This window comes from Bradyrhizobium guangdongense (genome assembly GCF_006483445.1).
In the GTDB taxonomy this organism is placed as follows: Bacteria; Pseudomonadota; Alphaproteobacteria; order Rhizobiales; family Xanthobacteraceae; genus Bradyrhizobium; species Bradyrhizobium guangdongense_A.
In genome coordinates, this window is record NZ_PPPT01000018.1 from 26,119 (window position 1) to 52,007 (window position 25,889).

At 65.3% G+C, this 25,889-nt stretch carries 24 protein-coding genes; 11 read left to right on the forward strand and 13 right to left on the reverse strand.

Annotated features, from left to right (window positions below):
* Window positions 1-396 precede the first annotated feature (396 nt).
* The 4 genes from C2U70_RS02595 to C2U70_RS02610 all read left to right on the forward strand — a co-directional run bounded on the left by C2U70_RS02595 (window position 397) and on the right by C2U70_RS02610 (window position 4,143).
* On the forward strand, window positions 397-930 hold the full coding sequence (locus C2U70_RS02595) for an invasion associated locus B family protein (RefSeq protein WP_246666645.1): 534 nt from the start codon (window positions 397-399) through the stop codon (window positions 928-930).
* Window positions 931-1,179: 249 nt separating this feature from the next.
* The gene (tldD, locus tag C2U70_RS02600) at window positions 1,180-2,607 is read left to right on the forward strand and encodes a metalloprotease TldD (protein ID WP_140976349.1); all 1,428 of its coding nucleotides are present in this window, start codon (window positions 1,180-1,182) and stop codon (window positions 2,605-2,607) included.
* On the forward strand, window positions 2,604-3,374 hold the full coding sequence (gene lepB / locus C2U70_RS02605) for a signal peptidase I (RefSeq protein ID WP_140976299.1): 771 nt from the start codon (window positions 2,604-2,606) through the stop codon (window positions 3,372-3,374). The genes tldD and lepB overlap by 4 nt, the downstream gene beginning before the upstream one ends.
* A 193-nt stretch (window positions 3,375-3,567) precedes the next feature.
* Complete coding sequence (locus tag C2U70_RS02610; protein WP_140976300.1) at window positions 3,568-4,143, forward strand: nucleotidyltransferase family protein; 576 nt, start codon at window positions 3,568-3,570, stop codon at window positions 4,141-4,143.
* 104 nt (window positions 4,144-4,247) lie between these two features.
* On the opposite strand, the gene C2U70_RS02615 is transcribed toward C2U70_RS02610, so the two are convergent.
* The 3 genes from C2U70_RS02615 to C2U70_RS02625 form a co-directional block, all read right to left on the reverse strand.
* On the reverse strand, window positions 4,248-4,814 hold the full coding sequence (locus tag C2U70_RS02615) for a PAN domain-containing protein (protein WP_140976301.1): 567 nt from the start codon (window positions 4,812-4,814) through the stop codon (window positions 4,248-4,250).
* Window positions 4,815-4,953: 139 nt separating this feature from the next.
* On the reverse strand, window positions 4,954-6,324 hold the full coding sequence (locus C2U70_RS02620; protein WP_140976302.1) for a glutamate--cysteine ligase: 1,371 nt from the start codon (window positions 6,322-6,324) through the stop codon (window positions 4,954-4,956).
* A 96-nt stretch (window positions 6,325-6,420) separates the two neighbouring features.
* Window positions 6,421-6,909, reverse strand: a complete 489-nt coding sequence (locus tag C2U70_RS02625) for a MarR family winged helix-turn-helix transcriptional regulator (protein ID WP_140976303.1) — start codon at window positions 6,907-6,909, stop codon at window positions 6,421-6,423.
* Between the two features lie 125 nt (window positions 6,910-7,034).
* Between C2U70_RS02625 and gstA the strand changes: the two genes are divergently transcribed.
* Complete coding sequence (gstA, locus tag C2U70_RS02630; RefSeq protein ID WP_140976304.1) at window positions 7,035-7,649, forward strand: glutathione transferase GstA; 615 nt, start codon at window positions 7,035-7,037, stop codon at window positions 7,647-7,649.
* Between the two features lie 163 nt (window positions 7,650-7,812).
* Here the strand turns inward: gstA and C2U70_RS02635 are convergent, their stop codons facing one another.
* From C2U70_RS02635 to C2U70_RS02650, 4 genes are all read right to left on the reverse strand, one after another.
* Complete coding sequence (locus C2U70_RS02635) at window positions 7,813-10,020, reverse strand: FAD-dependent oxidoreductase (protein WP_140976305.1); 2,208 nt, start codon at window positions 10,018-10,020, stop codon at window positions 7,813-7,815.
* Between the two features lie 147 nt (window positions 10,021-10,167).
* Window positions 10,168-11,376, reverse strand: a complete 1,209-nt coding sequence (locus C2U70_RS02640) for an acetyl-CoA C-acetyltransferase (RefSeq protein ID WP_140976306.1) — start codon at window positions 11,374-11,376, stop codon at window positions 10,168-10,170.
* A 55-nt stretch (window positions 11,377-11,431) separates the two neighbouring features.
* A complete protein-coding gene (locus tag C2U70_RS02645) occupies window positions 11,432-13,222 on the reverse strand; it encodes an acyl-CoA dehydrogenase C-terminal domain-containing protein (protein WP_140976307.1) in 1,791 nt (596 codons plus the stop codon).
* Window positions 13,223-13,339: 117 nt separating this feature from the next.
* Complete coding sequence (locus C2U70_RS02650; RefSeq protein WP_140976308.1) at window positions 13,340-13,720, reverse strand: nuclear transport factor 2 family protein; 381 nt, start codon at window positions 13,718-13,720, stop codon at window positions 13,340-13,342.
* 165 nt (window positions 13,721-13,885) lie between these two features.
* Here C2U70_RS02650 and C2U70_RS02655 point away from each other — a divergent pair, with 165 nt between their 5' ends.
* The 5 genes from C2U70_RS02655 to C2U70_RS02675 all read left to right on the forward strand — a co-directional run bounded on the left by C2U70_RS02655 (window position 13,886) and on the right by C2U70_RS02675 (window position 20,671).
* On the forward strand, window positions 13,886-14,479 hold the full coding sequence (locus C2U70_RS02655; protein WP_140976309.1) for a PadR family transcriptional regulator: 594 nt from the start codon (window positions 13,886-13,888) through the stop codon (window positions 14,477-14,479).
* 288 nt (window positions 14,480-14,767) lie between these two features.
* Window positions 14,768-18,274: a tetratricopeptide repeat protein gene (locus C2U70_RS02660; RefSeq protein ID WP_140976310.1), complete on the forward strand. Its 3,507-nt coding sequence runs from the start codon at window positions 14,768-14,770 to the stop codon at window positions 18,272-18,274.
* 14 nt (window positions 18,275-18,288) lie between these two features.
* Entirely contained in the window at window positions 18,289-18,624 is a 336-nt protein-coding gene (locus C2U70_RS02665) for a GIY-YIG nuclease family protein (RefSeq protein WP_140976311.1), read from the forward strand.
* 359 nt (window positions 18,625-18,983) lie between these two features.
* Window positions 18,984-19,901 carry a sulfite exporter TauE/SafE family protein gene (locus C2U70_RS02670; RefSeq protein ID WP_140976312.1) on the forward strand — a complete coding sequence of 306 codons (918 nt, stop codon included), beginning with the start codon at window positions 18,984-18,986 and terminating at the stop codon, window positions 19,899-19,901.
* Window positions 19,901-20,671 (forward strand): TIGR02186 family protein, encoded by a 771-nt coding sequence (locus C2U70_RS02675; protein ID WP_140976350.1) that lies wholly within the window; start codon window positions 19,901-19,903, stop codon window positions 20,669-20,671. The genes C2U70_RS02670 and C2U70_RS02675 overlap by 1 nt, the downstream gene beginning before the upstream one ends.
* A gap of 108 nt (window positions 20,672-20,779) precedes the next feature.
* On the opposite strand, the gene C2U70_RS02680 is transcribed toward C2U70_RS02675, so the two are convergent.
* From C2U70_RS02680 to C2U70_RS33630, 6 genes are read right to left on the reverse strand one after another with little or no spacing between them, the layout of a single operon-like run.
* Window positions 20,780-21,547 (reverse strand): ABC transporter permease, encoded by a 768-nt coding sequence (locus tag C2U70_RS02680; RefSeq protein WP_140976313.1) that lies wholly within the window; start codon window positions 21,545-21,547, stop codon window positions 20,780-20,782.
* The gene (locus C2U70_RS02685; RefSeq protein ID WP_140976314.1) at window positions 21,544-22,308 is read right to left on the reverse strand and encodes an ABC transporter permease; all 765 of its coding nucleotides are present in this window, start codon (window positions 22,306-22,308) and stop codon (window positions 21,544-21,546) included. Before C2U70_RS02685 ends, C2U70_RS02680 begins: the two co-directional genes overlap by 4 nt.
* Complete coding sequence (locus C2U70_RS02690; RefSeq protein WP_140976315.1) at window positions 22,305-23,111, reverse strand: ABC transporter ATP-binding protein; 807 nt, start codon at window positions 23,109-23,111, stop codon at window positions 22,305-22,307. The genes C2U70_RS02685 and C2U70_RS02690 overlap by 4 nt, the downstream gene beginning before the upstream one ends.
* Complete coding sequence (locus C2U70_RS02695) at window positions 23,108-23,812, reverse strand: GntR family transcriptional regulator (RefSeq protein ID WP_140976316.1); 705 nt, start codon at window positions 23,810-23,812, stop codon at window positions 23,108-23,110. The genes C2U70_RS02690 and C2U70_RS02695 overlap by 4 nt, the downstream gene beginning before the upstream one ends.
* Window positions 23,813-23,822: 10 nt before the next feature.
* A complete protein-coding gene (locus C2U70_RS33625) occupies window positions 23,823-24,260 on the reverse strand; it encodes an ABC transporter substrate-binding protein (protein ID WP_283810331.1) in 438 nt (145 codons plus the stop codon).
* Window positions 24,257-24,745 carry an ABC transporter substrate-binding protein gene (locus C2U70_RS33630; RefSeq protein ID WP_283810332.1) on the reverse strand — a complete coding sequence of 163 codons (489 nt, stop codon included), beginning with the start codon at window positions 24,743-24,745 and terminating at the stop codon, window positions 24,257-24,259. The genes C2U70_RS33625 and C2U70_RS33630 overlap by 4 nt, the downstream gene beginning before the upstream one ends.
* 115 nt (window positions 24,746-24,860) lie before the next feature.
* Here C2U70_RS33630 and C2U70_RS02705 point away from each other — a divergent pair, with 115 nt between their 5' ends.
* Window positions 24,861-25,850, forward strand: coding sequence for a fumarylacetoacetate hydrolase family protein (locus C2U70_RS02705; RefSeq protein ID WP_140976317.1), 990 nt, complete (start codon window positions 24,861-24,863; stop codon window positions 25,848-25,850).
* Window positions 25,851-25,889: the final 39 nt, after the last annotated feature.

A 25,889-nucleotide genomic window follows, 5' to 3' on the forward strand; every position in this document is an offset into this window, starting at 1 on the left:
GACACGCCTCTCAGAGACTTGGGCCAGATCGCTAGAACGCCGAAATCAGCCTCTCAAACCATAATTCTTGATCTATCGCAATGCAGTCTTGAGGCCTGTCTGTCAGCCATCACACGCAAGATATTTCCCAGTAACTTCAGACAAAAATACCGTTCCCGGTGGCGCCGCGGCTTGACAGCAGGATTGCCCGCTGTAGGCACAGCCGAGCTGGTCGGCCGGAACCTGATTCGTGCGGGCTTGAGGCGGGCGCGCGGCGCGATATTTGCTTGCGAATCGCCTTCAAGACGCCGTCATTTCCCGTATCAGTTCCGATAGTTCGACCGAAACGACCCAGGCGAGCGGTACGACCTGGCAGACCTGCAAGGCGAACAAGGCGCGATCAGAGGGATTGACCCGATGGGGCTCTCGAAACTCAGGGGATACCCGGTGCGACGCTGGAATATGCTGGCCGGCCTGCTGGCCGCCTCCGCCCTCCTCGCCCTTCCCGGCCTCGCCCATGCGCAGGGCGCGGTGCGCTCGGTGCATGGCGACTGGCAGATCCGCTGCGACACCCCGCCGGGCGCCCAGGCCGAGCAATGCGCCCTGATCCAGAGTGTCGTCGCCGAAGACCGTTCCAACGCCGGCCTGACCGTGATCGTGCTCAAGACCGCCGACCAGAAGAGCCGCCTGATGCGGGTGGTCGCGCCGCTCGGCGTGCTGCTGCCCTCCGGCCTCGGCCTCAAGCTCGACAACCAGGACGTCGGCCGCGCCGGTTTCGTCCGCTGCCTGCCCAATGGCTGCGTCGCCGAGGTCGTGATGGACGACAAGCTCCTCGGCCAGCTCCGCAGCGCCAAGACCGCGACCTTCATCATCTTCGAGACCCCGGAAGAAGGAATCGGCTTCCCGCTCAGCCTGAACGGGCTCGGCGACGGGTATGACAAGCTGCCGTAGGGCGGCTGGCGCTTTCTTGCGCACTGGGCCGGGACAACGGAGTGCACCTCACTCGTCATTGCGAGCGTAGCGAAGCAATCCAGGTTCGTTCCGCAGAGGCAGTCTGAATTGCTTCGCTACGCTCGCAATGAAGGGGTGATATCGGACGATTTCGAATCATGTCGTTTCCGTAATGTGTTTGGACCGCCCCTCGCCGAACGCATCTGAAACCATTATCTTGCCGCACATCCCTCCGACAACGGACGCATGATGACCAATCCCGCCACCACCTCCCTGCTTGAGCGCGCCAATCTCGACCGCGACCAGGTCCGCAACGAAGTCGCGCGCGGGCTGGCCGGCGCCGACGACGGCGAACTGTTCCTCGAATACAGCCAGACCGAAGCGCTGATGTTCGACAATGGCCGGCTGAAGCAGGCGACCTACGACACCTCGCAGGGGTTTGGCCTGCGCGCCGTCAAGGACGATGCGGTCGGCTACGCGCATTCCTCCGACGTGTCGCTGCCGGCGCTGATCCGCGCCGCCGATGCGGTCGCAGCCGTGCGCGGCGGCTACTCCGGCAGCTTTGCGGCTCCCCCGCCGCACACCAATGTGCGGCTCTATGCCGACGACAATCCGCTCGATGCGCCGGGCTTCGAGACCAAGGTGAAGCTGCTCGCGGAGATCGATGCTTACCTGCGCGACAAGGATCCGCGGGTGCGGCAGGTCAGCGTCAGCTTAGGGGCGACCTGGCAGGTCGTCGAGATCCTGCGGCCGGACGGCGAGAGCTATCGCGACATCCGTCCGCTGGTGCGCGTGAACGTCTCGGTCGTCGCGGGTCAGGGCGACCGGCAGGAAAGCGGCAGCAAGGGTTATGGCGGTCGCGCCGGCTATGCCGAATTCATCGAGAGCCGCAACTGGCGCGACGCCGCCGACGGCGCGCTGCGCGAGGCGCTGGTGAACCTCGAATCCGTGCCGGCACCGGCCGGCGAGATGGACGTGGTGTTAGGGGCCGGCTGGCCCGGCGTGATGCTGCATGAAGCCGTCGGTCACGGCCTCGAAGGCGATTTCAACCGCAAGAAGACCTCGGCCTTTGCCGGCCTGATGGGCCAGCAGGTCGCGGCCAAGGGCGTGACTGTCGTGGACGACGGCACCATGGCCTCGCGGCGCGGCTCGCTCTCGATCGACGACGAGGGCACGCCGACCAACCGCACCGTGCTGATCGAGGACGGCATCCTCGTCGGCTACATGCAGGACCGCCAGAACGCGCGCCTGATGAACATGAAGCCGACCGGCAACGGGCGCCGCCAGGGCTATGCCCATGTGCCGATGCCGCGCATGACCAACACCTACATGCTGGCGGGCGACCGCGATCCGGCCGAGATTCTCGCGTCGGTGAAGAACGGCGTCTATGCCGCGAATTTCGGCGGCGGCCAGGTCGACATCACCTCGGGCAAATACGTGTTCCAGTGCACCGAGGCCTACAAGATCGAGAACGGCAAGATCGGCGCGCCCCTGAAGGGCGCCATGCTGATCGGCAACGGGCCGACCGATTTGCATCGCATTCGCATGATCGGCAACGATCTCGCGCTCGATACCGGCATCGGCACCTGCGGCAAGAACGGACAGGGCGTTCCCGTCGGCGTCGGCCAGCCGTCGCTGCTGATGGAGCGCATCACGGTTGGAGGCACTGGCGGATGAGCGTTGAGAAAGTGGCGAGCACGAAAAAGAGCGGTAGCTGGCGCGGCCAGCTCGTGCAGCTCGCCGGCATCGTTGCAGCCGTGTTCATCGCCAAGGGCGCGCTCGCCGAGCCGTTCTACGTGCCGTCGGGCTCGATGGAGCCGACGCTGCTGATCGGCGATGCGCTGCTGGCGTCGAAATTCCCCTATGGCTACGGCACCTCCTCGCTGCCGATCCAGATCAACCTGCCGGAAACCGGTCGCGTGTTCGCCGAGACGCCGAAGCAGGGCGACGTCGTCGTGTTCCGCTGGCCCGGCGACCGTTCGCAGGCCTGGGTCAAGCGCGTGGTCGGATTGCCCGGCGATCGCATCCAGATCCGGCAGGGCCAGCTCTTCATCAACGATCGTCCCTGCGAGCTGAAACCCGACGGCGTCGGACAGGCCGAGGACGACAATGGCGGCAGCGAGCCCGCCTATCGCTATATCGAGACGCTGCCGAACGGCGTGTCGCATCTCATCTTCAAGATGCGCGACAACGGCCCGCTCGACAACACGCCGGAGATCAAGGTGCCGGCAGGGCATCTGTTCGTGCTCGGCGACAACAGAGACAACTCAGCGGACAGCCGCGTGCCCCTGCGCTCCGGCGGCGTCGGCCTGTTGCCGGTCGACAATCTCGTCGGCCGCGCCGATGCGGTGCTCGGCTCCTGGGATCTCGGTATGCGCAGCCAGCCGGTGTGGACCTGGCTCTCCGGCTTCCGTCCCTCGCGGTTTTTTACCGCGGTGAAGTAACCCTTCTTCTCGCCTCTCCCCGCTTGCGGGGAGAGCCCGAATTCGATCGCAGATCGAATTCGGGTGAGGGGGACTCTCCGCGAGTCCAACTCTGACCACCCCCGCGGAGACTCCCCCTCACCCCACCCTCTCCCCGCAAGCGGGGCGAGGGAGCCTTGCGCCTTCCGTTTGGCGCGCATTGGTGTGACTGCGCATGACCCGCGACGAATTCCTCGCACTTGCCCTACGGAATCCGATCAACGTCGCGATCGCGGATGAACTAACGCGGCTCGCGCTGCCCGATGCCTGGCTCGTCTCCGGCTGCCTGGTGCAGACCGCGTGGAACGTGCTCACGGGCCGCGCTGTCGATCACGGCATCGCCGATTACGACGTGTTCTATTTCGACCCCGACACATCATGGGAGGCGGAGGATGCGGTGATCCGCGCCTTACAGGCGCGGCTTGCGCATCTCGCGGTCAAGGTCGAAGCGCGCAACCAGGCGCGCGTGCATCTCTGGTACCCGCAGAAGCACGGCCTGCCCTACCCACAGCTCGCATGTTCAACCGACGGCATCGATCGCTTCCTCACGCAGAACACGCAAGTCGGCATCAGAAAGACGGAAGACGGCTACGACGTCTATGCACCGCACGGTTTTGACGACGTCGCGGGCCTGGTGGCGCGGCCCAATCCGGGGCCGAATTTTTCGGTGGCGAATTACGATGCCAAGGTCGCGCGGTGGAAGGCGCTGTGGCCGGAGCTCACGGTGATTGCGGCGAAGGAGATGCCGTAGGGTGGGCAAAGGCGCGCTTGCGCCGTGCCCACCATCCATCGGCAATCGCGGTGACAGTGGTGGGCACGCTTCGCTTTGCCCACCCTACGGCACCGAGTTTCGGGCTATCGCACCACGCCCGAAATAAACCCTGCCTTCCGTCGCGGCGGCTTGATCTCTTTCTTCAGGAAGCAGCGCGCGTCGCTGCCGGTGTAGCCGGGGCGCGCATAGGTGAAGGCTCGGCACTTGTTGTCGGCGGTGCAGGCGGCCTTGCAAGCGTCCTCGCCCTCATCGGGCTTCAGCGCGAAATTGCGCAAGTCCCCGCCGGGGCGGTCGATCGAGTTCTCGACCCCTTCAATGCGCGGCTCGATGACGCCGGCACCGCGCACGCCGGAGATGCAGCAGCTTTCGGGAACGCGCGGCGGCACGGTGTTCTTCAGCCAGCACACCGCCCTGCCGCCTTCGCGATCGGGATAGGCGAAACTCCAGGCCCGACACTTGCGGTCGCGTTCGCAGAGCAGCGCGCAATCCTCGGGGTCGCCGGAGGCCACAGGCGTGCTGGCATAGTCGCCGCCCGGACGGTCGAACGCCGTCTGCGCCCCCGCAAGCGAGGGCGCCAGCGCGGCCACGAGCAGCAGCGCGCACGCCAAAACCTTTGCCTTGAAGGCCCCTGCGAGGTGGCCTTTCCCCATCAGAACAGCTTTCGAGTTATTGAACGCATTGCCCTTTTTGCAGCCGGTCATTTGATCGCCGCAAACCTGTATGGGCGATGAACGGCGCCAAGGGCGCAATCAGACGATTGAACTAGAGCGGCTGCCGATGGACGGCGCTCTAGAACGCGTATTCCGCGTAAGCCGGTTCCACAGAACCCTTCCAGGGCCCGTTGAACTTCTCCAGCAGTTCCTCGGCCGGCGTCCGACCGGAATCGATGATGCGGTCGAGCGGTTCAAGGTGACGGGTTTCGTCACGGCCGAGATGGTCGATCTTGCCGCGGCGCCGCAGGCCGGCATGGGCCAGGACAAGGCATTCCTTGGCGATCTCGAAGAGATAGCGGTCCTTGATGCGCGCCTTGAAGCCCAAGCGCGGCACATCGTCGCGCAGCGCCTGACGCTCATGCGCACTCCAGTGCTTGACCAGGTCCCAGGCCGCATCGAGCGCAACGTCGTCATAGAGCAGCCCGACCCAGAAGGCCGGCAGTGCCGGCAGCCGGCCCCAGGGACCGCCATCCGAGCCGCGCATCTCGAGATAGCGCTTCAGCCGCACCTCGGGGAAAATCGTCGAGAGATGGTTGGCCCAGTCCGACAGCGTCGGGCGCTCGCCGGGGAAGAAATTGTTGCGGCCCTCGAAGAAGGCGCGGAACGACGAGCCTGACACGTCGATGTAATCGTCGCCGCGCTTGACGAAATACATGGGCACGTCGAGCGCGTAGTCGACATAGCGCTCGAAGCCCATGCCGTCCTCGAATGCCCAGGGCAGCATGCCCGCACGCGCGTTGTCAGTGTCGCGCCAGATTTCGGAACGGAAGGAGAGGAAGCCGTTCGGCTTGCCTTCGGTGAAGGGCGAATTGGCGAACAGCGCAGTGCCGATCGGCTGCAGCGCCAGCGACACCCGCAGCTTCTTGACCATGTCGGCTTCGGAGGAGAAGTCGAGATTGGTCTGCACGGTACAGGTCCGGTACATCATGTCGATGCCGTACTTGCCGACCTTCGGCATGTAGTTCGTCATGATCTTGTAGCGGCCCTTGGGCATGACCGGAATCTCGGCGCGCGACCAGGACGGCGTCATGCCGAGGCCGAGGAAGCCGATGCCGAGCGGCGTTGCGATCTCACGCACCTGCGCCAGATGCGCCATCAGCTCGCTCTGGGTCTGGTGCACGGTCTCAACCGGCGCGCCCGACAATTCGAACTGTCCGCCCGGCTCGAGCGAGATCGCGCCGCCGCCGGTGACGTCGTAGAGGCCGATGATGTTGCCCTTCTCCATGATCGGCTCCCAGCCGAGCAGGAGCTTCATGCCGTCGAGCAGCGCGCCGATGCCGCGCGCGCCCTCATAGGGCACGGGACGCAAGCCCTCGAGCGTGAACGGGGTCTTCTCGTGCTCGGTGCCGATGCGGAATTCGCTGCTCGGCTTGCAGCCCTCCTCGAACCACGCGACGAGTTCGTCGCGCGATTGCAGCGGCGTCATATCGATCTGGTCTCGCGCCATATCAAACTCTAATCAAAAGCGCTTCGACCGAATGCGCGAGGTGACAGTGAAGTCCGCGAACCCCGGGGGTCGCGGACGTTGTGGTGTGATGCGGGATCATCGGGCCGTGGTGCTTTCGTTGACCGGCGGCAGTTTCATCTCGCCGCAGGAGCAGCCGAGACGGTCGAGCAGACCGCTCAGCTTGACCGCGTCCGCATCCGACAGCTTCGAGCCGACATATTTTTCGATCGCGGCGGAATAGGCACCCCACATCCGCTTCTGCAATTCGCGTCCGGCCTCGGTGATCTCGACGAACTGGCCGCGCTTGTCGATCTTGCATTCGCGGCGCGAGGCCAAGCCCTCGTCGACCAGGCGGTCGATCAGGCGCGAGGTCGAATATTGCGGGATCAGCATCTGCCGCTCTAGCTCGACCGGGCGCAGCTCACCGGTCGGCGCGCGCGACAGTTCCAAAAGCGCGTCATACCAGGCGAGTGGCGGGAAGCCCGCCTTCTTCAGGTCCTGTTCCACGCAGTCGAGCACCCGGCTCTGCACCCGCATCAGGCGGATCCAGGCGGAGGTCGCCTCGGTCGATGGTTTGCGCTTCATGGTCCCGTTCTCAGTCGTATGCTCACTCTACCGCACTTGATGCATATGCATCAATCTTGACTATTCCATGCAGGTGCATGTAGTCATTCTTTCGCCGTCACCAACGGCCTTGAGGAGAAAATTCCATGAAACTCTACTATTCCCCCGGCGCATGCTCGCTGTCCCCCCACATCGCGCTCCTGGAAGCGGGACTGCCCTATGACCTGGTCAAGGTCGATATCCGCGCCAAGAAGCTCGAAAACGGTGAAGACTATCTGAAGGTGAATCCCAAGGGCCAGGTCCCTGCGCTGGGCCTTGATAGCGGTGAGATCGTGACCGAAGGGCCGGTCATTGTCCAGATGATCGCCGATCAGGCCGCTGCGAAAGCGCTGGCGCCGGCGCACGGCAGTTCCGAACGCTACAAGCTGCTGGAGTGGCTGAACTTCCTCACGTCGGAGGTGCACAAGAGCTTTGGTCCGATGTTCGCGCCCGCGCTGAACGACGATGCGAAAGCGTTCTTCAGGGATCGTGTCATGGGCAAGCTCAAATATGTCGACAGCCAGCTTGCTAACAGCGACTACCTCATGGGCAAGCAGTTCACGGTCGCCGACGGCTACCTCTTCACCATGCTGACCTGGGCCGACCGGATGAAGTTCGACTTCTCCGCGATGCCGCACCTCGCCGCCTACAAGGCCCGCGTCGCCGCGCGGCCGCAGGTGCAGGAAGCCTTGAAGCGGGAAGGCCTCGCGCAGGCGAAGTAAGCGCACCCTAGGCGCGACAATCGAAAGGCCGGATCGACGATCCGGCCTTTTTTGTTTTGACGCGTAGCCCGGATGAAGCGCAGCGTAATCCGGGGTGTTCGCGCAACTGAGAGACTGTCCCGGATTTCGCTGCGCTTCATCCGGGCTACAATCACATCGAGGGCTACGCCGCCTTCTTCGGTGCGAACCGGCCGTAGAAGGTTTCGCCCTTGGCGGCCATCTCCACCAGCAGCTTCGGCGGCGTGAAACGGGAGCCGTATTTGGCTTCGAGCCTGTGGCAGAGCTCGACGAACTTCTTAGGTCCCATGAAGTCGATATAGGACAGCGTGCCGCCGGTGAACGGCGCAAAGCCGAAGCCGAGGATCGAGCCGACATCCGCCTCGCGCGGGTCGGTGATGACGTTGTCCTCGACCGTACGCGCGGCTTCGACCGCCTGCACCACCAGGAAGCGCTGCTTCAGCTCCTCGACGTCGAGGGTGTCGGGGTCGAGCTGCTTCGGCTGCAGCGCCGACAGGCCCGGCCACAGGCTCTTCTGACCCTTGCCCTCGGGATAGTCATAGAAGCCCTTCTTGTTCTTGCGGCCGAGGCGGCCCTGCTTCTCGACCATCTCCACCATCAGCTTCTTCTGATCGGGGTTGATGGCGTTGGGGCCGAGATCGGCTTCCGTCGCCTTCATGATCTTCAGCCCGAGGTCGAGCGCGACCTCGTCGGACAGCGAGAGCGGGCCCACCGGCATGCCGGCCATCTTGGCGCAGTTCTCGATCATCGCGGGCGGCACGCCTTCGAGGAACATCTCGTTGCCCTCGGCGACGTAACGGCCGACGCAGCGGTTGGCGAAGAAGCCTCTGGAGTCGTTGACCACGATCGGCGTCTTGCCGATCTGCCGGACGTAATCGAGTGCCGTCGCCAGCGCGAGATCGCCGGTGTTCTTGCCGAGGATGATCTCGACCAGCATCATCTTCTCGACCGGCGAGAAGAAGTGGATGCCGACGAACTTGCCCTGGTCCTTGAAGGATTCGGCGAGCGAGGTGATTGGCAGCGTGGACGTGTTCGACGCGAACACCACCTCGGGCTTGAGATATTCCTGCGCCTTGGCAAACGTGTCGGCCTTGACCTTGCGGTCCTCGAACACGGCCTCGATTACGAGGTCGACGTCCTTCAATGCCGCATAGTCCGCGGTCGGCGTGATGCGCGCGAGCAGTGCTTCGGCATCCGTGGGCTTGGCGCGGCCCTTCTTGATCTGATCCTCGATCACCTTCTGCGCATGCGCCTTGCCCTTGTCGGCGCTTTCCTGGTCGCGGTCGATCAGGACGACGTCGAGGCCGGCACGGGCCGAGACGTAGCCGACGCTCGCGCCCATGAAGCCGGCGCCGATCACGGCGATCTTCTTCACCTTGGTCGGAGCGACGTCCTTCGGACGGCGCGCGCCCTTGTTCAGCTCCTGCATCGACAGGAACAGGCTGCGGATCATCGCAGCGGCTTCCTTCGAGCGCAGCACCGAGGTGAAGTAGCGCGACTCCACGCGCAGCGCGGCGTCGATCGGCAACTGCAGGCCTTCATAGACGCAGCTCATGATGGCGCGCGCGGCCGGATAGTTGTCGTAGGTCTCGCGGCGATAGATCGCGTTGCCGGCCGGGAACATCATCATGCCGTTCTTGGAGAACACCGGGCCGCCGGGCAGCTTGAAGCCCTTCTCGTCCCAGGGCGCGACGGCCTTGCCGCCGCCCTTGATCCAGTCCTTTGCCGCCTTGACGAGGTCGGCCGCCGGCACGATGGCGTGGATCAGATTGAGTGCCTTGGCCTTGTCGAGCGTGACCGGGTCGCCCTTGAGCAAAATGGTCATCGCATCCTGCGGCGGCACCAGGCGCGGCACGCGCTGCGTACCGCCGGCGCCGGGGAACAGGCCGACCTTGACCTCGGGCAGGCCGAGGCGGGTCTTGGGATTTTCGGCCGCCACGCGATAGTGGCAGCACAGCGTGATCTCAAAGCCGCCGCCCAGTGCGAGGCCGTTGATCGCGGCGGCCCACGGCTTGCCCGACGTCTCGATCGAGCGCAGCACCAGCGAGAAGCGGCGGCTCTGGTCGAACAGCATCTGGTTCGCGGCGGTCTCGCCCTGCTCCTTCAAAACCTTGGCATAGGCCTGGTTCATGCCTTCGAGCATGGAGAGATCGGCACCGGCGCAGAACGCGTCCTTGGCCGAGGTGATGACGACGCCTTTCACCGCGGCGTCGGCCGTGGTCGCCTTCACGATCGCGTCGAGCTCGCTGGTCGAGGTCTCGTCGAGCACGTTCATCGAACGGCCCGGAATGTCCCAGGTGACGAGCGCGATGCCGTCGGCGTCGGCCTCAACCTTGAAGTTCTTGTAAGTCATGTTGTGCTCCTCGGTGCCGCAGCCGATCTCAGGCGCGGCGGTTGACTGTGATCTCGTAGGGTGGGTTAGCCGAAGGCGTAACCCACCTCTTTGCTTCGCGCGGAGAGAGAAGCGGTGGGTTACGCTTCGCTAACCCACCCTACGCAGTTACACCCGCTCGATGATGGTGGCGGTACCCATGCCGCCGCCGATGCACAGCGTCACCAGCGCGGTGGACTTGTTGGTGCGCTCGAGCTCGTCGAGCACGGTGCCCAGGATCATCGCGCCGGTGGCACCGAGCGGATGACCAAGAGCAATCGCGCCGCCATTGACGTTGATCTTGGCGTTGTCGATGTCGAAGGCCTGGATGTAGCGCAGCACGACGGAGGCGAAGGCCTCGTTGAGCTCGAACAGGTCGATGTCCGACGTCTTCATGCCGGAGCGCGCGAACAGCTTTTCGGTGACGTCGACCGGACCGGTCAGCATCATCGCCGGCTCGGAGCCGATATTGGCGAAGGCGCGGATTTTTGCGCGCGGCTTCAGGCCATACTTGCTGCCGGCTTCCTTGCTGCCGAGCAGCACGGCGCCTGCGCCATCGACGATGCCCGACGAATTGCCGGCATGGTGCACGTAGTTGACGCGCTCGATTTCGGGATGGGACTGGATCGCGACACCGTCAAAGCCGCCCATCTGGGCCATCATCGTGAACGACGGCTGCAATTGCGCCAGCGACTGCATCGTCGTGGTCGGACGCATGTGCTCGTCCTTGGCGAGGATGGTGAGGCCGTTGATGTCCTTCACCGGCACGACCGACTTGTTGAAGCGGCCTTCGTCCCAGGCCTTGGCCGCGCGCTGCTGGCTCTGCACCGCATAGGCGTCGACGTCGTCGCGCGAGAATCCGTACTTGGTGGCGATCAGATCGGCCGAGACGCCCTGCGGCATGAAGTAGGCCGGCACCGCCATCGAGGGATCCATCGGCCAGGCGCCGCCGGACGCGCCGATGCCGACGCGGCTCATGGACTCGGCACCGCCGCCGATCACGAGCTCGTGCTGGCCGCTCATCACCTGGGCTGCGGCAAAGTTCACGGCATCGAGGCCGGAGGCGCAGAAGCGGCTGATCTGCACGCCGGGGACGGCCTCGCCGAGGCCCGCCTTCAGCGCCGCAAAGCGCGCGATGTCCGAGCCGGCTTCGCCGACGGGATCGACCACGCCGAGGATGACGTCGTCAACCGAGTCTTCCGGCAGGTTGTTGCGATCCTTGAGCGCCTTCAGCGGCACGGTGGCGAGCGCAAGCGCGGTCACCTCGTGCAGCGCGCCGTCGGCCTTGCCGCGGCCGCGCGGGGTTCTGACGTGGTCGTAAATGAATGCCTCAGGCATGACGCCCTCCTGGTCTGATGTTCGTATTGTGGTTGGTAGCGGCGGCGGAAACAGCTCAGAACGCTTCCGCCGGCAATTCCATCGTGGTGGCGCAGCCGGTCTGGATGCGCGCCAGATGCAGCGCGGTTTCCGGCAGCATCCGCTCCATGAAGAAGCGGCCGGTGACGAGTTTTGTCGAGAGATAGGGCGTGGTACCGCCCTCGGCAATCTTGCCTTGCGTGACCTTGGCCATCTTCGCCCACATGTAGCCGAGCGCGACGAGACCGAAGAGATGCATGTAGTCGGTCGCGGCAGCACCCGCATTGTCGGGCTTCATCATCGCGTTCTGCATCAGCCAGGTGGTGGCCTGCTGCAGATGGCCGAGCGAGGTCGACAGCGCGGTAACGAAGGGCTTCATCGCCTCGTCGCCGCCGTTCTCCTTGGCAAAGCCCATGACCTCGCCGAAGAAGGCCATGATGGCGCGGCCGCCGTCGCGCGGCAGCTTGCGGCCGACGAGGTCGAGCGCCTGAATGCCGTTGGCACCTTCGTAGATCATCGCGATGCGGGCATCGCGCACGAACTGCTCCATGCCGTGCTCGGCGATGTAGCCGTGACCGCCGAACATCTGCTGGGCCTGCACCGCGTTGGCAAAGCCGATCTCGGTGAGATAGCCTTTCAGCACCGGCGTCATCAGGCCCATGTGGTCGTCGGCGGCCTGGCGGTCCTTGGGATCCTCGGAACGGTGGGCGACGTCGCTCTTCAGCGCGGTCCAGACCACGAAGGCGCGCGCGGCCTCGTTGAAGGCACGGATGGTGAGCAGCGTGCGGCGCACGTCGGGATGCACGATGATGGGGTCGGCGGCCTTGTCCGGCGCCTTGACGCCGGTCAGCGAACGGCCCTGCAGGCGCTCGCGCGCATAGGCCACCGCGTTCTGATAGGCGACCTCGGACTGCGCGAGACCCTGCACGGCGACGCCGAGACGGGCCTCGTTCATCATCACGAACATGCCCTGCATGCCCTTGTTCTCTTCGCCGATCAGCCAGCCGGTGGCGTTGTCGTAGTTCATCACACAGGTGGAATTGCCGTGGATGCCCATCTTGTGCTCGATCGAGCCGCAGGTGACGCCGTTGCGCGCACCCACGCTGCCGTCGGCATTGACCAGGTTCTTCGGCACCACGAACAGCGAGACGCCCTTGATGCCGGCGGGCGCGCCCTCGATGCGGGCGAGCACGAGGTGGATGATGTTTTCCGTGAGATCATGCTCGCCGGCGGAGATGAAGATCTTGGTGCCCGTGATCTTGAAGCTGCCGTCGGCCTGACGCACGGCCTTGGTGCGCAAGAGGCCGAGATCGGTGCCGCAATGCGGCTCGGTGAGGTTCATGGTGCCGGTCCACTCGCCGGCGACCATCTTCGGCACGTAGGTCTTCTTCTGCTCCGGCGAACCGTGGACGATCAGCGCCGCGGTCGCACCCATGGTGAGACCGCCATACATCGAGAACGCCATGTTGGCGGAGATCTGGAATTCATTGACCGCCTGAGAGAGCGTCACCGGCAGGCCCTGCCCGCCATATTCCGTCGGCGCCGACAGACCGAGCCAGCCGCCTTCGGCGACTTGCTTGAAGGCCTCCTTGAAACCCTTGGGCGTGGCGACGCTGCCGTCATCGGCGCGCTTGCAGCCTTCGAGGTCGCCGACGCGATTGAGCGGCTGCAGCACCTCTTCGGCGAGCTTGGCCGCTTCGCCGAGGATGGCTTCGCGCACGTCGCTGGAAGCGTCGGTGAAGCCGGGCAGATTGTCGTAGCGATCGATCTGGAAGACGTCGTTGAACAGGAAGTTCACGTCTTCGACGGGGGCTTTATAGATCGGCATGGCGTTCTCCCGGCACGGGGCCTTCAGGTGTTGGAGGTATTTTTGGACAACCTGCGGCGCAGCGCTCCGATCGCGAGCTTATCGTCTTCTGCAACCGCAGGGCAGGTAATCATCGTGTCATTGGGCGGCGAGTTGCTCCGCCATCATTTTGTGCAGCATGTTGATGGCCTTGAGCGGACGCACCATGACCTTGAAATGCGTGATGCGGCCGTCGGCGTCGAAGCTGATGATGTCGACACCGTTGATCTCGATGCCGTCGATCATGGTCTTGAATTCGAGCACGGCGCCGCTGGCGCTGGTCCATTCGCCCAGATAGGTGAAGTGCGGACCGCCCAAGACCTTGTCGGCGCTGGCGAGATATTTGAAGGTGATGTCGCGTCCGCGCTGCGGGGTGTGCACGACGGGACTCTCGAACACGGCGTCGGGATGCAGGAGGTCCCAGAGCGCGGTCCGGTCATGGGACTTGATGTAGGCGTACCATTTGTCGAGGCCGGTCATGGTCAGGGTGCCTCCTCGGGCAAGCTTGAAAACAACCCCATGCACAGTAGCGCGCAGGCCGACGCCGCCGGGTCCAAGGCCCGCCGTCATATGCACATTGACGCATATGCGCCGATGTGCATAAAGTCAAGTCAAATGCTCGGATAGTCAGAAGGAGCCGGTGTCATGGCGCTGGGCGACGCAATTCTCGCATGCCTGACGGAACGTCCGATGACGGGCTACGAGCTCGCCAAGACCTTCGATTCCTCGATCGGCTTCTTCTGGAAGGCCGACCACCAGCAGATCTATCGCGAGCTCTCCAAACTGCGCGACCGCGGCTACATCCAGGGCCGGGAGGTCGTGCAATCAGGCAAGCCCAACAAGCTCGTATATACGCTCACCCAGGAGGGCCGAACAGCGCTGCGGCACTGGGCCGCGCGGCCGAGCACGCCGGCCTCGAACAAGGACGATTTGCTGGTGCGCTTCCACGCGCTCGACAGCGTCGACCTCGAGCCGCTGCGCGCCGATCTGATGGCCCGCCTCGAGCACCACCGCGACCGCTCCGAACGCTACGAACGCATCCTGAAGAAGCGTTTTCCCGACGGAACCGCGCAGGAAGCTGCAGATATCGGCAATCTGCTGCTGCTCAAGCTCGGCTCACGGCACGAGCAGATGGTGGCGGAATGGTGCGAAGAGGCGATCGACGCGCTGTCGGGGCTGACCGGGCACGGGGCTGGCACCGTGGTGCCAATGGAGGATGGGAAACGGGAGAAGGGTTAGCGGTCGCTGCAACCACATCGTCATGGCCGGGCCTGTCCCGGCCACCCACGACCTTCGTTCCACAGGTTCGTCGGCAAGAACGTGGATGCCCGGGACAAGCCCGGGCATGACGGCGGAACCAACTTTAGGACGCCGCCGTCGGGTTCCTTAACCCGTTATTTACCGTAACGGACAAAAGTCGGATTTCGAGGCAGACGACCTGCGCCGTTTTCGGTTTTCTTTACAACCGGGACTCGTGGGAAGGCTGCAGGCGCTGGGTGGGCGCCGGAGTCGGAACCGGACAGAGTCATGAATTCGCGCGTATCGTGGAGTGTTGACGGCATCGATCCATCCGTCAGGGAGCGGGCCGAGGCCGCTGCGCGCCGCGCCGGCATGTCACTCAACGATTGGCTGACCTCCACGCTCGGCGAAACCGCGCCGCCGAATTTCCGCGCGCCTTACGATCCCTATCAGCAGCAGCAGCTCCCCAGCCAGGAAAGCCGCGACGTCGCCGACATCCATCAGCGGTTAGACGCGATCACAAGGCAGATCGAAACCATTTCAAAGCCCGCCGCGCCGCGCGCCGACGTCTCGCGCGAGCAGGGCGTTGCCCGCCAACTGAACGATGCGATCTCGCGGCTCGATGCGCGGCTGTCGCAGATCTCGAAGCCGCAAGGACCTGCGCGCCCCGCGCCGGTCGAAACGCGTCAGCGCCAGGCCGAGGCCGTCGAGCGCGCCGCAGCCCAGGTCTATCGCAGCTCGCCGCCGCTCTCGCCCGCCTCGCTCGATGTCGCCGTCGCCGAGATCGCGGCCCGCCAGAACGAGCTCGACAACTTTGCGCCGCGACAGATGCCGCCGCGCGCGGTCCCCCCGATTGCGCCGATGGCGGCGCCCTATGCGCCGCCGCAGCAGACCTACATGCCTCCGCCGGCTTACATGCCGCCGCAGGCGACTTACGCGCCGCAGCCTGCCTATAATCCGCAGCCCGCCTACGCCCCTCCCCCTGCGCCACCGCCGCCGGGCCCGGACTTCTCTGCGCTCGAACGGCACCTGATCAAGATCACGAGCCAGATCGAGTCGCTGCAGCGACCGGACAACATCGAGCAGTCGATCGCCGCCTTCCGCAGCGAGCTCGCTGAAATCCGTCACGCCATCACCGAGGCGATGCCGCGCCGCGCGATCGAATCGATCGAGAACGAGATCCGCTCGCTGCACCGGCGCATCGACGAGACACGCTCCTCGGGCAGCTCGGATGGCCAGGCGCTCGCCGGCGTCGAGCGCGCGCTGTCCGAAATCCGCGAGGCGCTGCGCACGCTGATGCCGGCCGAGCAGCTCCGCGGCTACGACGAGGCGATCCGCAATCTCGGCGCCAAGCTCGACATGATCCTGCGCGCCAGCGACGATCCCTCGACGGTGCGGCAGCTCGAAGACGCCATCGGCGCGCTGCGCGCCATCGTCTCCAACGTCGCCTCCAACGAGGCGCTGGGCCGGCTCGCCGACGACGTGCAATTGCTGTCGTCAAAAGTCGAGCAGATCAGCCGCGTGTCGAGCAACAGTAACGGCAACGGCAATGCCGAAGGCTTCGCCATCCTCGAGCAGCGGCTCGCGGCGCTGACCGAGGCGCTGGAGGCGCGCGAGCGCCGGCCGGCCGAAAGCTTCAGCACCGAGCACCTCGAAGGCGCGATCCGCGCGCTGTCCGACCGCTTCGACCGCATGCAGGTCGGCAACGATTCCGCCTCGACCTTCGCGCATCTCGAACAGCGCGTCTCTTACCTGCTGGAGCGGATCGAAGCCGCCTCCGATCCGCGCAACGGCAATTTGAGCCGCGTCGAGGACGGGCTGCACGACATCCTCAGGCATCTCGAGCGGCAGCAGGCGACGTACGCCGCGCTCGCCGAGAGCCGCAACACCGCGTCGCAGCCGGACCCCGGCATGTTCGACATGGTCAAGCGGGAACTCTCCGACATCCGCTTCAGCCAGTCCGAGACCAACCGCTCGACGCAGGATTCGCTCGAAGCCGTGCACTCGACGCTCGGCCACGTCGTCGATCGCCTCGCCATGATCGAGGGCGACCTGCGCGCAGTTCGCACCGCACCGCCCGCACCCGCACCTCAGACGTTCGCGCCGTCGATGCCGATCGAGCAGCCGATGGCGCGCGCGGCGATGCCGCAGCAGGCGCCGAAATACGATCCCAAGCCGGACATGAAACCGGAGCTGCAGAACCCTGCCGCGGCCCAGGGCGTGCCCCAGGGTCCAGGTCAGGGCGCTTTCGTTGCCGCGCCGCGCGAATTCCACGCCGCGACGCCTGCCGCCCCAATGCCTCCGCCGATGCCGATGGCTGCACCGTTGGCGCCTCCGGTGCCGCCGCGCGCGATCAGCGAAATTCTGGAGCCGCATACGGCGCCCGCGCGCGCCGCGATCGCGCCCGAGCTGCCGCCGGATCATCCGCTCGAGCCGGGCACGCGCCCGGGCGGCCGGCCCGCCACGCCGTCCGAGCGCATTGCCGCATCCGAGAACGCAATCAGCGAAATTCCCTCCGCTCCGAAAGAGCCGGTGTCCTCGTCGAGCTTCATCGCGGCCGCCCGCCGCGCGGCGCAGGCCGCCGCGGCACAGCCTCCGGAGAAGCAGGGCCGTGCCGCCAAGGCAGCCGCCGCAGGCAAGGCCAAGGGCGCAGAGGGTCCGTCCACCATCACGTCAAAAATCCGCTCCCTGCTGGTCGGCGCGAGCGTGGTCGTGATCGTGCTCGGCACCTTCAAGATGGCGATGAACCTGCTGGAAGGCGGCAGCACCACACCGCCGCTGCCCGCGATGGAGAATTCGTCCGGTGCGCCCGCATCGCAGACGCTGACACCCGCCGACACCGGCGCACGGCCGTCGGCGCCCGAACAGATCACGCCGTCGATGACCTCGCCGACGCCGCTCGGCAAGCAGTCGCTGAACAATCCGCCGCCCGCGAGCACCGCCCCGGGCGCGCAAGTGGCGATCCCGACAGCACCTGCCGCTGCTGCGCCGCCGCTGGCCCCCGCGGACATCACTGGCGCGATCCCGACGACGACGCCGTCACGCGCCAGGCTCGGCCAGGTGCAGGTGCCACCGACCGAGCGCCTGCCCGACGGCATCGGCGGACCCGTGCTGCGCGCCGCCGCGATGAAGGGCGACGCCACGGCCGCCTACGAGATCGGCGTGCGCTTTGCCGAGGGCAAGGGCGTCGCGACCAATTACGACGAAGCCGTCAAATGGTACGACCGCGCCGCGCAGGCCGGCGTGGTGCCGGCCACCTTCCGCCTCGGCACGCTCTATGAGAAGGGCCTGGGCGTGAAGAAGGACGCCGACATCGCACGGCGCTACTACACGCAGGCCGCAGAGCGCGGCAACGCCAAGGCGATGCACAATCTCGCGGTGCTCGACGCCGACGGCGGCGGACGCGGCGCGAACTACAAGAGCGCAGCGACCTGGTTCCGCAAAGCCGCCGATCGCGGCGTCGCCGACAGCCAGTTCAACCTCGGCATCCTCTATGCCCGCGGCATCGGCGTCGAACAGAACCTCGCCGAGTCCTACAAATGGTTCAGCCTCGCCGCCGCGCAGGGCGACTCGGATGCGTCGGCCAAGCGCGACGATGTGGCCAAGCGCCTCGACCCGCAGTCGCTCGCCGCCGCAAAACTCGCGATCCAGACGTTCAGCGCCGAGCCGCAGCCCGATGACGCCGTCAACGTGGCCTCGCCCGCTGGTGGCTGGGACAGCGCGCCCGCGCAGGCCGGCACCAAGCCCGCGCCGAAGCCGGTCGCGACCAAGCGCGCGGCGTCCGCGGCGCATTAGTCGCATACTCCGTCATGGCCGGGCTTGTCCCGGCCATCCACGTGCGTCAACATACGACCATGCATGGCGGATGGGTCTACATCCTGGCGAGCGCACCAAACGGCGTTTTGTATGTCGGCGTGACGAGCGACCTTGTTCGCCGCACTTACGAACATCGAAACGGACTCGTTCCCGGGTTCACGAAGAAGTACGGGGTCAAGCTGCTCGTCTATTTCGAGCGTTATGAGGACATTCAGACGGCCCTCCAACGCGAACACAACATCAAGCACTGGTCGCGGACGTGGAAGGTAAGGCTGATCCTCAGAGACAATCCGGAATGGAAGGATTTGTACGACACGATCGTGCAGTGACGTGGGGCGACGCGATCCATCCCGCCTCATGGCCGGGCATGTCCCGGCCATCCACGACCTTCCGGGCCAATTGCACCAAAGAACGTGGATGCCCGGGACAAGCCCGGGCATGACGAGCCTCAGGAGCGTACCGTTGCCCGTGAATGACCACGCCACGCGTTAATCTCAATTCTTCACCACGGCCGCATTCGTGATCGGCGCCGCGGTGAATAATGCGCCTCCCGCGACAATTCGTGGTCCCGCAGGCGGACAAATTCCGCTATGCAGGGACGCGGCAATCGTTCCGCCTTCCGCGAGCATTCCGCAATCTCGTTTGAGCATGATCGTCACGCTCGACGGCCTCGCCGGAACCCGAACGAATGCAGCTCTACCTTCCCGTCGCTGATATTCCGGTCAACATCCTGCTGGTGCTCGCGATGGGCGCCGCGGTCGGCTTCGTCTCCGGCATGTTCGGGATCGGCGGCGGCTTCCTGATGACGCCGCTATTGATCTTCATCGGCATCGCGCCGGCGGTGGCGGTGGCCTCCGTCGCAAGCCACATCGCGGCCTCGTCCTTCTCCGGCGCGATCTCCTATTGGCGGCGGCGCGCCATTGATCCCGCGCTCGCAACCGTCTTGCTGACCGGCGGCGTCACCGGAACGGCGCTCGGCGTGTGGACGTTCACGCAGCTTCGCGCACTCGGCCAGCTCGATTTGATGATCGCGCTCTCCTACGTCATGCTGCTCTCCGCGGTCGGCGGCCTGATGTTCTGGGAAGGCCTGCGCGCGATGATGCGGACGCGAAGCGGCGCGATCCCGCCCCGCCGCACCCATTACTGGATCCATGCCCTGCCGCTGAAGATGCGGTTCAAGCGGTCAAAGATCTATCTCTCGGTGATCCCGATCGTGGTGGTCGGCCTCGTGATCGGCTTCATCGGCGCCATCATGGGCATCGGCGGCGCCTTCATCCTGGTCCCGGTCATGATCTACATGCTGCGCGTGCCGACCTCGACCGTCATCGGCACCTCGATGATCCTGACGCTGGTCACGATGCTGTTTGCGACCATGCTGCATGCGGTGACCAATCATCTGGTCGACGCCGTGCTGGCACTGATCCTGATGATCGGCGGCGTCACCGGCGCGCAGTTCGGCGCGCGCGCCGGCCAGAAGATCCGCGGCGAGCAATTGCGCCTGCTGCTGGGCTTTCTGATCCTCTGCGTCGGCATCCGCTTCGCAATCGAGCTCGTGATCCGCCCGGAAGACCTCTTCACCATCCGCGAGACGGGAGTGAGCGGATGATGAAGCGCGCGCTGATCGCGGCCTGTCTCCTGCTCGCGCCCTGCACTGCCGCGCGCGCGGAACGGCTGATCGTCTCGGTCTCCAACCACCGCGTCACGGTGACGCCGAACTATTCCGGCGAGGAGCTGGTGCTGTTCGGCTCGGTAGAGAAGGATGCCGCGACGCCGGCCGATCGCACCGCCTATGACCTCGTCGTGACCGTGATGGGCCCGCGCGCCGACATGGTGACGCGGCGCAAGGAGCGCACGTTTGGCATCTGGATCAACACCGACTACCGGCAATTCTTGCAGGTGCCGACCTATCTGGCGCTGTTCGCCAATCGTCCGTTCGACGCCATCACCTCGCCCGAGGTCGCGCGTCGCCAGCAGATCGGGCTCAACAACGTGCTGCTGACCCAGCGCGTCAGCGGCGACTTTGGTGACGTGGTGCCGAACGATGTGTTCCGAAGCGCGTTCATCCGGCTGCGCACCCAGCACGGGCTCTATCGCGAGGACGGTGCGGCGGTGACGTTCCTGACGCCGACCCTGTTCCGCACCGGCATCCCGCTGCCGGGGGAGGTGCCGATCGGCACCTACCAGGTCGAGATCAAGCTGTTTGCGAACGGCGCGCTGGTGACCAAGACCGAAACCGCGTTCGAGATCGTGAAGGTCGGTTTCGAGCAGTTCGTCGCGACCAGCGCGCGGCAGAACGGGTTTGGGTATGGATTGGTGACGGCCACGATGGCGCTGTTGACGGGTTGGCTGGCGTCGATCGTGTTTCGAAAGGATTGAGTCGGGACAAAGCATGATCCGGAAAAGTGCGCAGCGGTTTTCCGAGAAGATCATGCTCAAACAAAAGAGCTAAAGCGCGATGACGATTCGACCTGAAGCCATCGCGCTTTAGCGCGCAGCCGCCTGCCAGGCGAGCAGGCGCTGCTCGACGACCGACATCGCGACTGAGGTGAGATAGCCGGTGGCGCCGAGCAGGATGACCCCGGCGAACAGGTCGGCGGAGCGGAACGCACGGGCCGACAGCAGCACCCAGTGGCCAAGCCCGTCGAGCCCGGCCAGGATCTCGCAAACCACCGACAGGATCAGCGCGACGGTCAGGCTGAGCCGCATGCCGGCCAGAATGTCGGGCAGCGCCGACGGCAGCGCGATCTTCGCGATCACCGCCATGCGCGACATCTGCAAGGCGCGGGCGACCTCGTAGAGCCGCGGCTCGACCGCGGCAAAGCCGTGAATTGTCGCGAGCATGATGGGCCAGATCGCACCGAAGGCGATGACGAACAAGGCCATGCCCTGTGTCAGCCCGAGCATCGCGATCGCAACCGGGATGATCGCCGAGACCGGCAACGGTCGTAGGAATTCCAACGACGGCGCGACATAGGCCCGCATCAGCTTCGACGATCCGATCAGCGCGCCGAGCGCAATGCCGGCGATCGAGGCGGCGAGCCAGCCATAGGCCATGTGCTCGAGCGTGCCGATGAGCTTGCTGGCGAGGTCGCCGCTCGAAAAGCCGCGCACCAGCGCAGTCCAGGCGCGATCCGGACCGGGCAGGAACACCGGCGACACCAGCTTCAGGTTGGCGACGAGCTGCCAAGCCGCGATGAAGCCGGCTGCGACGAGGATGCTGGCGACGCGCCAGAGGATCGCCGCGCGATTCATGTGTTGTCTCCGGCGAGTGCCGCGCGGCCGAACAGGCGGCGCTGGGCGGCGATCAACAGGATGTTGAGCGCGTAGCCGATCACCCCGATCCAGACGAGATAGGCGAGCATCAGGTCGGCGCGCAGCGCCTGCTGCGCCAGCATGATGCCGGCACCTAGGCCGAGCGGATTGATCGCGATCTCGACGGTGACGGCGACGATCAGCGCGATGCCGGCCGACAGGCGGAAGGCGACGAATATCCGCGGCAATGCTGCGGGGATGACGATCTTTGCGATGCGTTGCGCCGGCGACAACCGCAATGCGCGCGACACCTCCATCAAACGCGGCTCGATGCTGCGCACCGCAGCCCGCGTCAGGATGAGCATCGGCCAGACGCAGGCAAAGGCCACGATCACGATCTCCATGCGGTAGCCGAAGCCGAGCGAAATGAGCGCGATCGGCAGCAGCGCGATCGAGGGGATCGGGCGGATCGCCTCGATCGTCACCTCCATCAGCCGGTCGAGCGGCCTCGAAATCCCGAACGCCACGCCGAGCATGAGGCCGATGCCGCCACCGGCCGCGAGCCCCACGAAGGCCGCGAACAGCGTGTCACGGGTGGCGGCCAGGATGGAGAGATCGCCGATCGCGGCGCCCAGCGCCACCACGATCGCACTCGGCGGCGCGAGGCTGTCGCTCTGGAGGTGGCTGAGGCGCGCCCACAATTCGAACGCCAGCAATGCCGCCGCCGGCAACAGAACGGGTTTGGCGCGCGCAAGGGTCAATGTTCGGTCGCCTTGATGAAGTCGAACAATTGCCGGCGCAACCTCAAAAACTCCGGATGCTCGCGCGTGGCGAGCTGGTCGCGCGGGCGCGGCAGGTTGACGTCGATCTCGATGCCGATCCGCCCCGGATGCGGCAACAAACCAATGACACGGTCGCCGAGATAGATGGCCTCGTCGAGATCATGGGTCACGAAGATCACGGTGGTGCGGCTCGCCTGGGTCAGCGACAGCACTTCGTCCTGAAGGCCCTGCCGCGTCATCGCATCCAGCGCGCCGAACGGTTCGTCCATCAGCAGCGTCGTCGGCTCCTGCGCAAGGCAGCGCGCGATCTGCAAGCGCTGCTGCATCCCGCCCGACATCTCGGTCGGGTATTTGTCGGCGTGGCCGGGCAGGCCGACCTTGCGCAGCAGGGCGTCGATGCGCCCGTTGCGCTCGCGCGAGGGCACGCGGCTCGCTTCGAGCGCCAGCGAGATGTTGCCGGCGGCCGTCCGCCACGGCAGCAGTGCCTTGCCATAATCCTGGAACACGACCGCGACCTCGCGCCGCGGCTCGGTCATCGGTTCGCCGTTGAAGGTCACGGCGCCCTCGCTCGGCCGGTAAAGGCCGGCCGCGAGCCGCAACGCCGTCGTCTTGCCGCACCCGGAAGCCCCGACGATGCAAACGAACTCGCCCGGCCGCACCTCCAGATCGAGTTGCTCGATGATGGTCTTGCCGCCGAGACGCAGAGTCGTACCGTTGAAGGCGATCAGGGGTGTGCCACGCCGCGCTGCTTTCGCCTCATCGAGCCTTGCTACGACGCTCATGAGGTCTCCTTGTCATCAGGCGGATAGACGAAATTGATGGTCGAGCGCAGATGCGCCGCCAGCATGTCCTGTGCAGCCGGCAGATCGCGCGCAAGCACACAATCGGCGAGCATCTGGTGGCTGCGGATGAAATCCTCGCCGCTGTCGATCGCGCGCATCATGACGCGGCGATAGCGATAGGCCTGGTCGTAGAGGTCGGAATGGGCGGCCAGCATCCGTTGCGAACCGCAAGCCGCGAGCAGCGCCGTGTGAAAACCCTTGTGCAGGTGGTCGAAATCGGCGGCGCCCTCGCGGAACTCGTTGCCGGTGCGCTCGATATGCCGGCGCATGCGGTGCAGCGCGCTCAGGATGCCGGCTTCCCAGGCGTCATCGCCGTGGATGATGGCGAGGCGGATGGCGGCGATCTCGACCGCCGTGCGCATGCAGGTGATATCGGCGAGATCGTCACGGCTGACCTCGGCGACACGAAAACCGCGCTGGCCGATGGCGACGATCAGCCCGCGCGACATCAACCGCGAGAGGCCTTCGCGCAGCGGCGTAGCGCCGATCTCGTAGCGCTGCACCAGGTCGACGATGCCAAGCCGCGCTCCCGGCGCGAGGCGTCCCGCCAGGATGTCCTGCTCGACGAGACTTGCGGCACGTTCGCTCAGCGTGCTGGCCTCGCCGGTGGGACGTTCAAGCGGGCGTTCGACGGCCGGCATCGCGGGATCCTCAGTTCAGCACGAGCTTCGAGGGATCGAGCTTCGATTGCAGCATCTTCTGCGTCGTCATGACATCGATCCACCAGACGAGGTTGCCTGGCTTGAGATTGGGCTCGGCCTGGTTCGGCGGCGTCGCCTTGACGAGATCGAGGGGCTGCTTCGTGAATTTTGCGATCGCAGCGGACGCTTTCTCACGGTCGCCGTTGACGATGACCGCGGCTTCCGCGATCGCCTCACGGAATTTTTTCACGGCGGCGGCATTCTTCTCGGCCCATTCGCGCGATGCGGCGTAGAAGATGATCGGATCGGTGCGCGCGAGATCGTTGGCATAGCGCGCGCCGACCGAGCCGAGCCCGGCGTTGGTCATGCGCGTCACGAATGGCTCAGCGGTCAGCACCGCGTCGACGCCGCCCGATTTGATGATGTCGGCCATGGTCGGGAACGTCACTTCGACGAAGTTGACGCTCTTGGGGTCGACGCCCTTCTCGACCAGCCATTGACGAACAGCACGTGCAGGAAGGCGTTCAGCCCGGGCGCGCCGACTTTCTTGCCGACGAAATCCTTCGGCTCCTTGATGGTGATGCCGTTGCGGACGAAGGCCGTGATCGCGGTGTTGGAGGTCGGGTTCATCACGGTTGCGCCGGCGATCGCGACGAGGTCGAGACCGCCGTCGGCGGCTTGCAGAAAAACGGTGGAGGTCGGGCCGCCGATCTGAATCGAGTTCGACAGGATCGCCGCTGGGATATTCGAATTGATCGCGATCGGGGTCATCTCGACGTCGAGTCCGTGCTTTTTGAAGATGCCCTCGTCGACCGCGACCATCGCGGAGGCGCAGTCGGTCGTCGCGGTGCAGCCGACCTGAATCTTCGTCTGCGCAACGGCGCCGGCCGTCGCGGCCAAGGACACGCCGAGACCGAGTGCGAAAGCCGTCAAAACCCGCGTTACCTGGCTACACCCCACCACGCTTCCCTCCAGTTATATTCTTTGCTCTTGATTATCGATATTTTCTTTGATCATATATTTACAACAATAGCAAGGGGTGCCCAAGGTGAAGCTCGCAACATTCAAATCGGACGGTCGGGACAAGATCGGCCTCGTCCATGCCCACGACAGCCAGCTGTTTGATCTCGCCGCGGCGGACGCGCGGGAGGGGCAAAATGATCCGGCCTTTGCGTCGATGCTGGCGCTGATCGATGCCGGTCCGCGCGCGCTCGACCGGGCTGCGGCGTTGTTTGAGAAGCACGGGCGGGACCCGGCGTTGTCGGCGGCGGTCAGCGATGTCGCCATTCTCGCGCCGGTGCCGGAGCCGAGGCAGATGCGCGACGGCATGTCGTTTCCGTTGCACATCCTGCAGGCGCCGCGCGGGCAGCGAAAGCTCGCCGCGCGCGCCAAGGGGGACACGGCCGAGCTGGCACGGATCGATGCCGAACCGCTCGGCGAGCTGCCCGAGGTCTATCGCAAGCAGCCGATCTTCTACATCACCAACCGCTTCAGCGTCCGCGGCACCAATACGACGGTGAAATGGCCGCGCTACAGCAAGGTGATGGACTACGAGCTCGAGTTCGGGATCATCACCAGGAACAAGGGCGCAAACATCTCCGCGGCGAAGGCCAGGGATCACATCTTCGGCTACACCATCTTCAACGATTTCTCGGCACGCGACGCGCAGCGAATCGAGATGGAGGGCCGGCTCGGTCCGGCCAAGGGCAAGAGTTTTGACGGCGGCAATGTGATGGGACCCTGGATCGTGACGCCGGACGAGATTGGCGATCCCTACAAGCTGAAGATGGAAGCGCGCGTCAACGGCGAGACCCGCTCAAAGGGTGTCTCCGACGGCATGCTGTTCTCGTTCGAGGAGATCATCGCCCACGTCACGCAGGACGAGACGCTGATGCCCGGCGAATTCATCGGCTCCGGCACCGTCGGCAATGGTTGCGGGCTCGAGCTCGGCTGGTATCTCGAGCATGGCGACACGGTCGAGCTCGAGGTCGAGAAGATCGGCATTTTGAAGAACCGGGTCGAGCGGCAGGACGTCTAGACCGCTCGGCGACTGACAACAACAATCCATCGAGGAAAC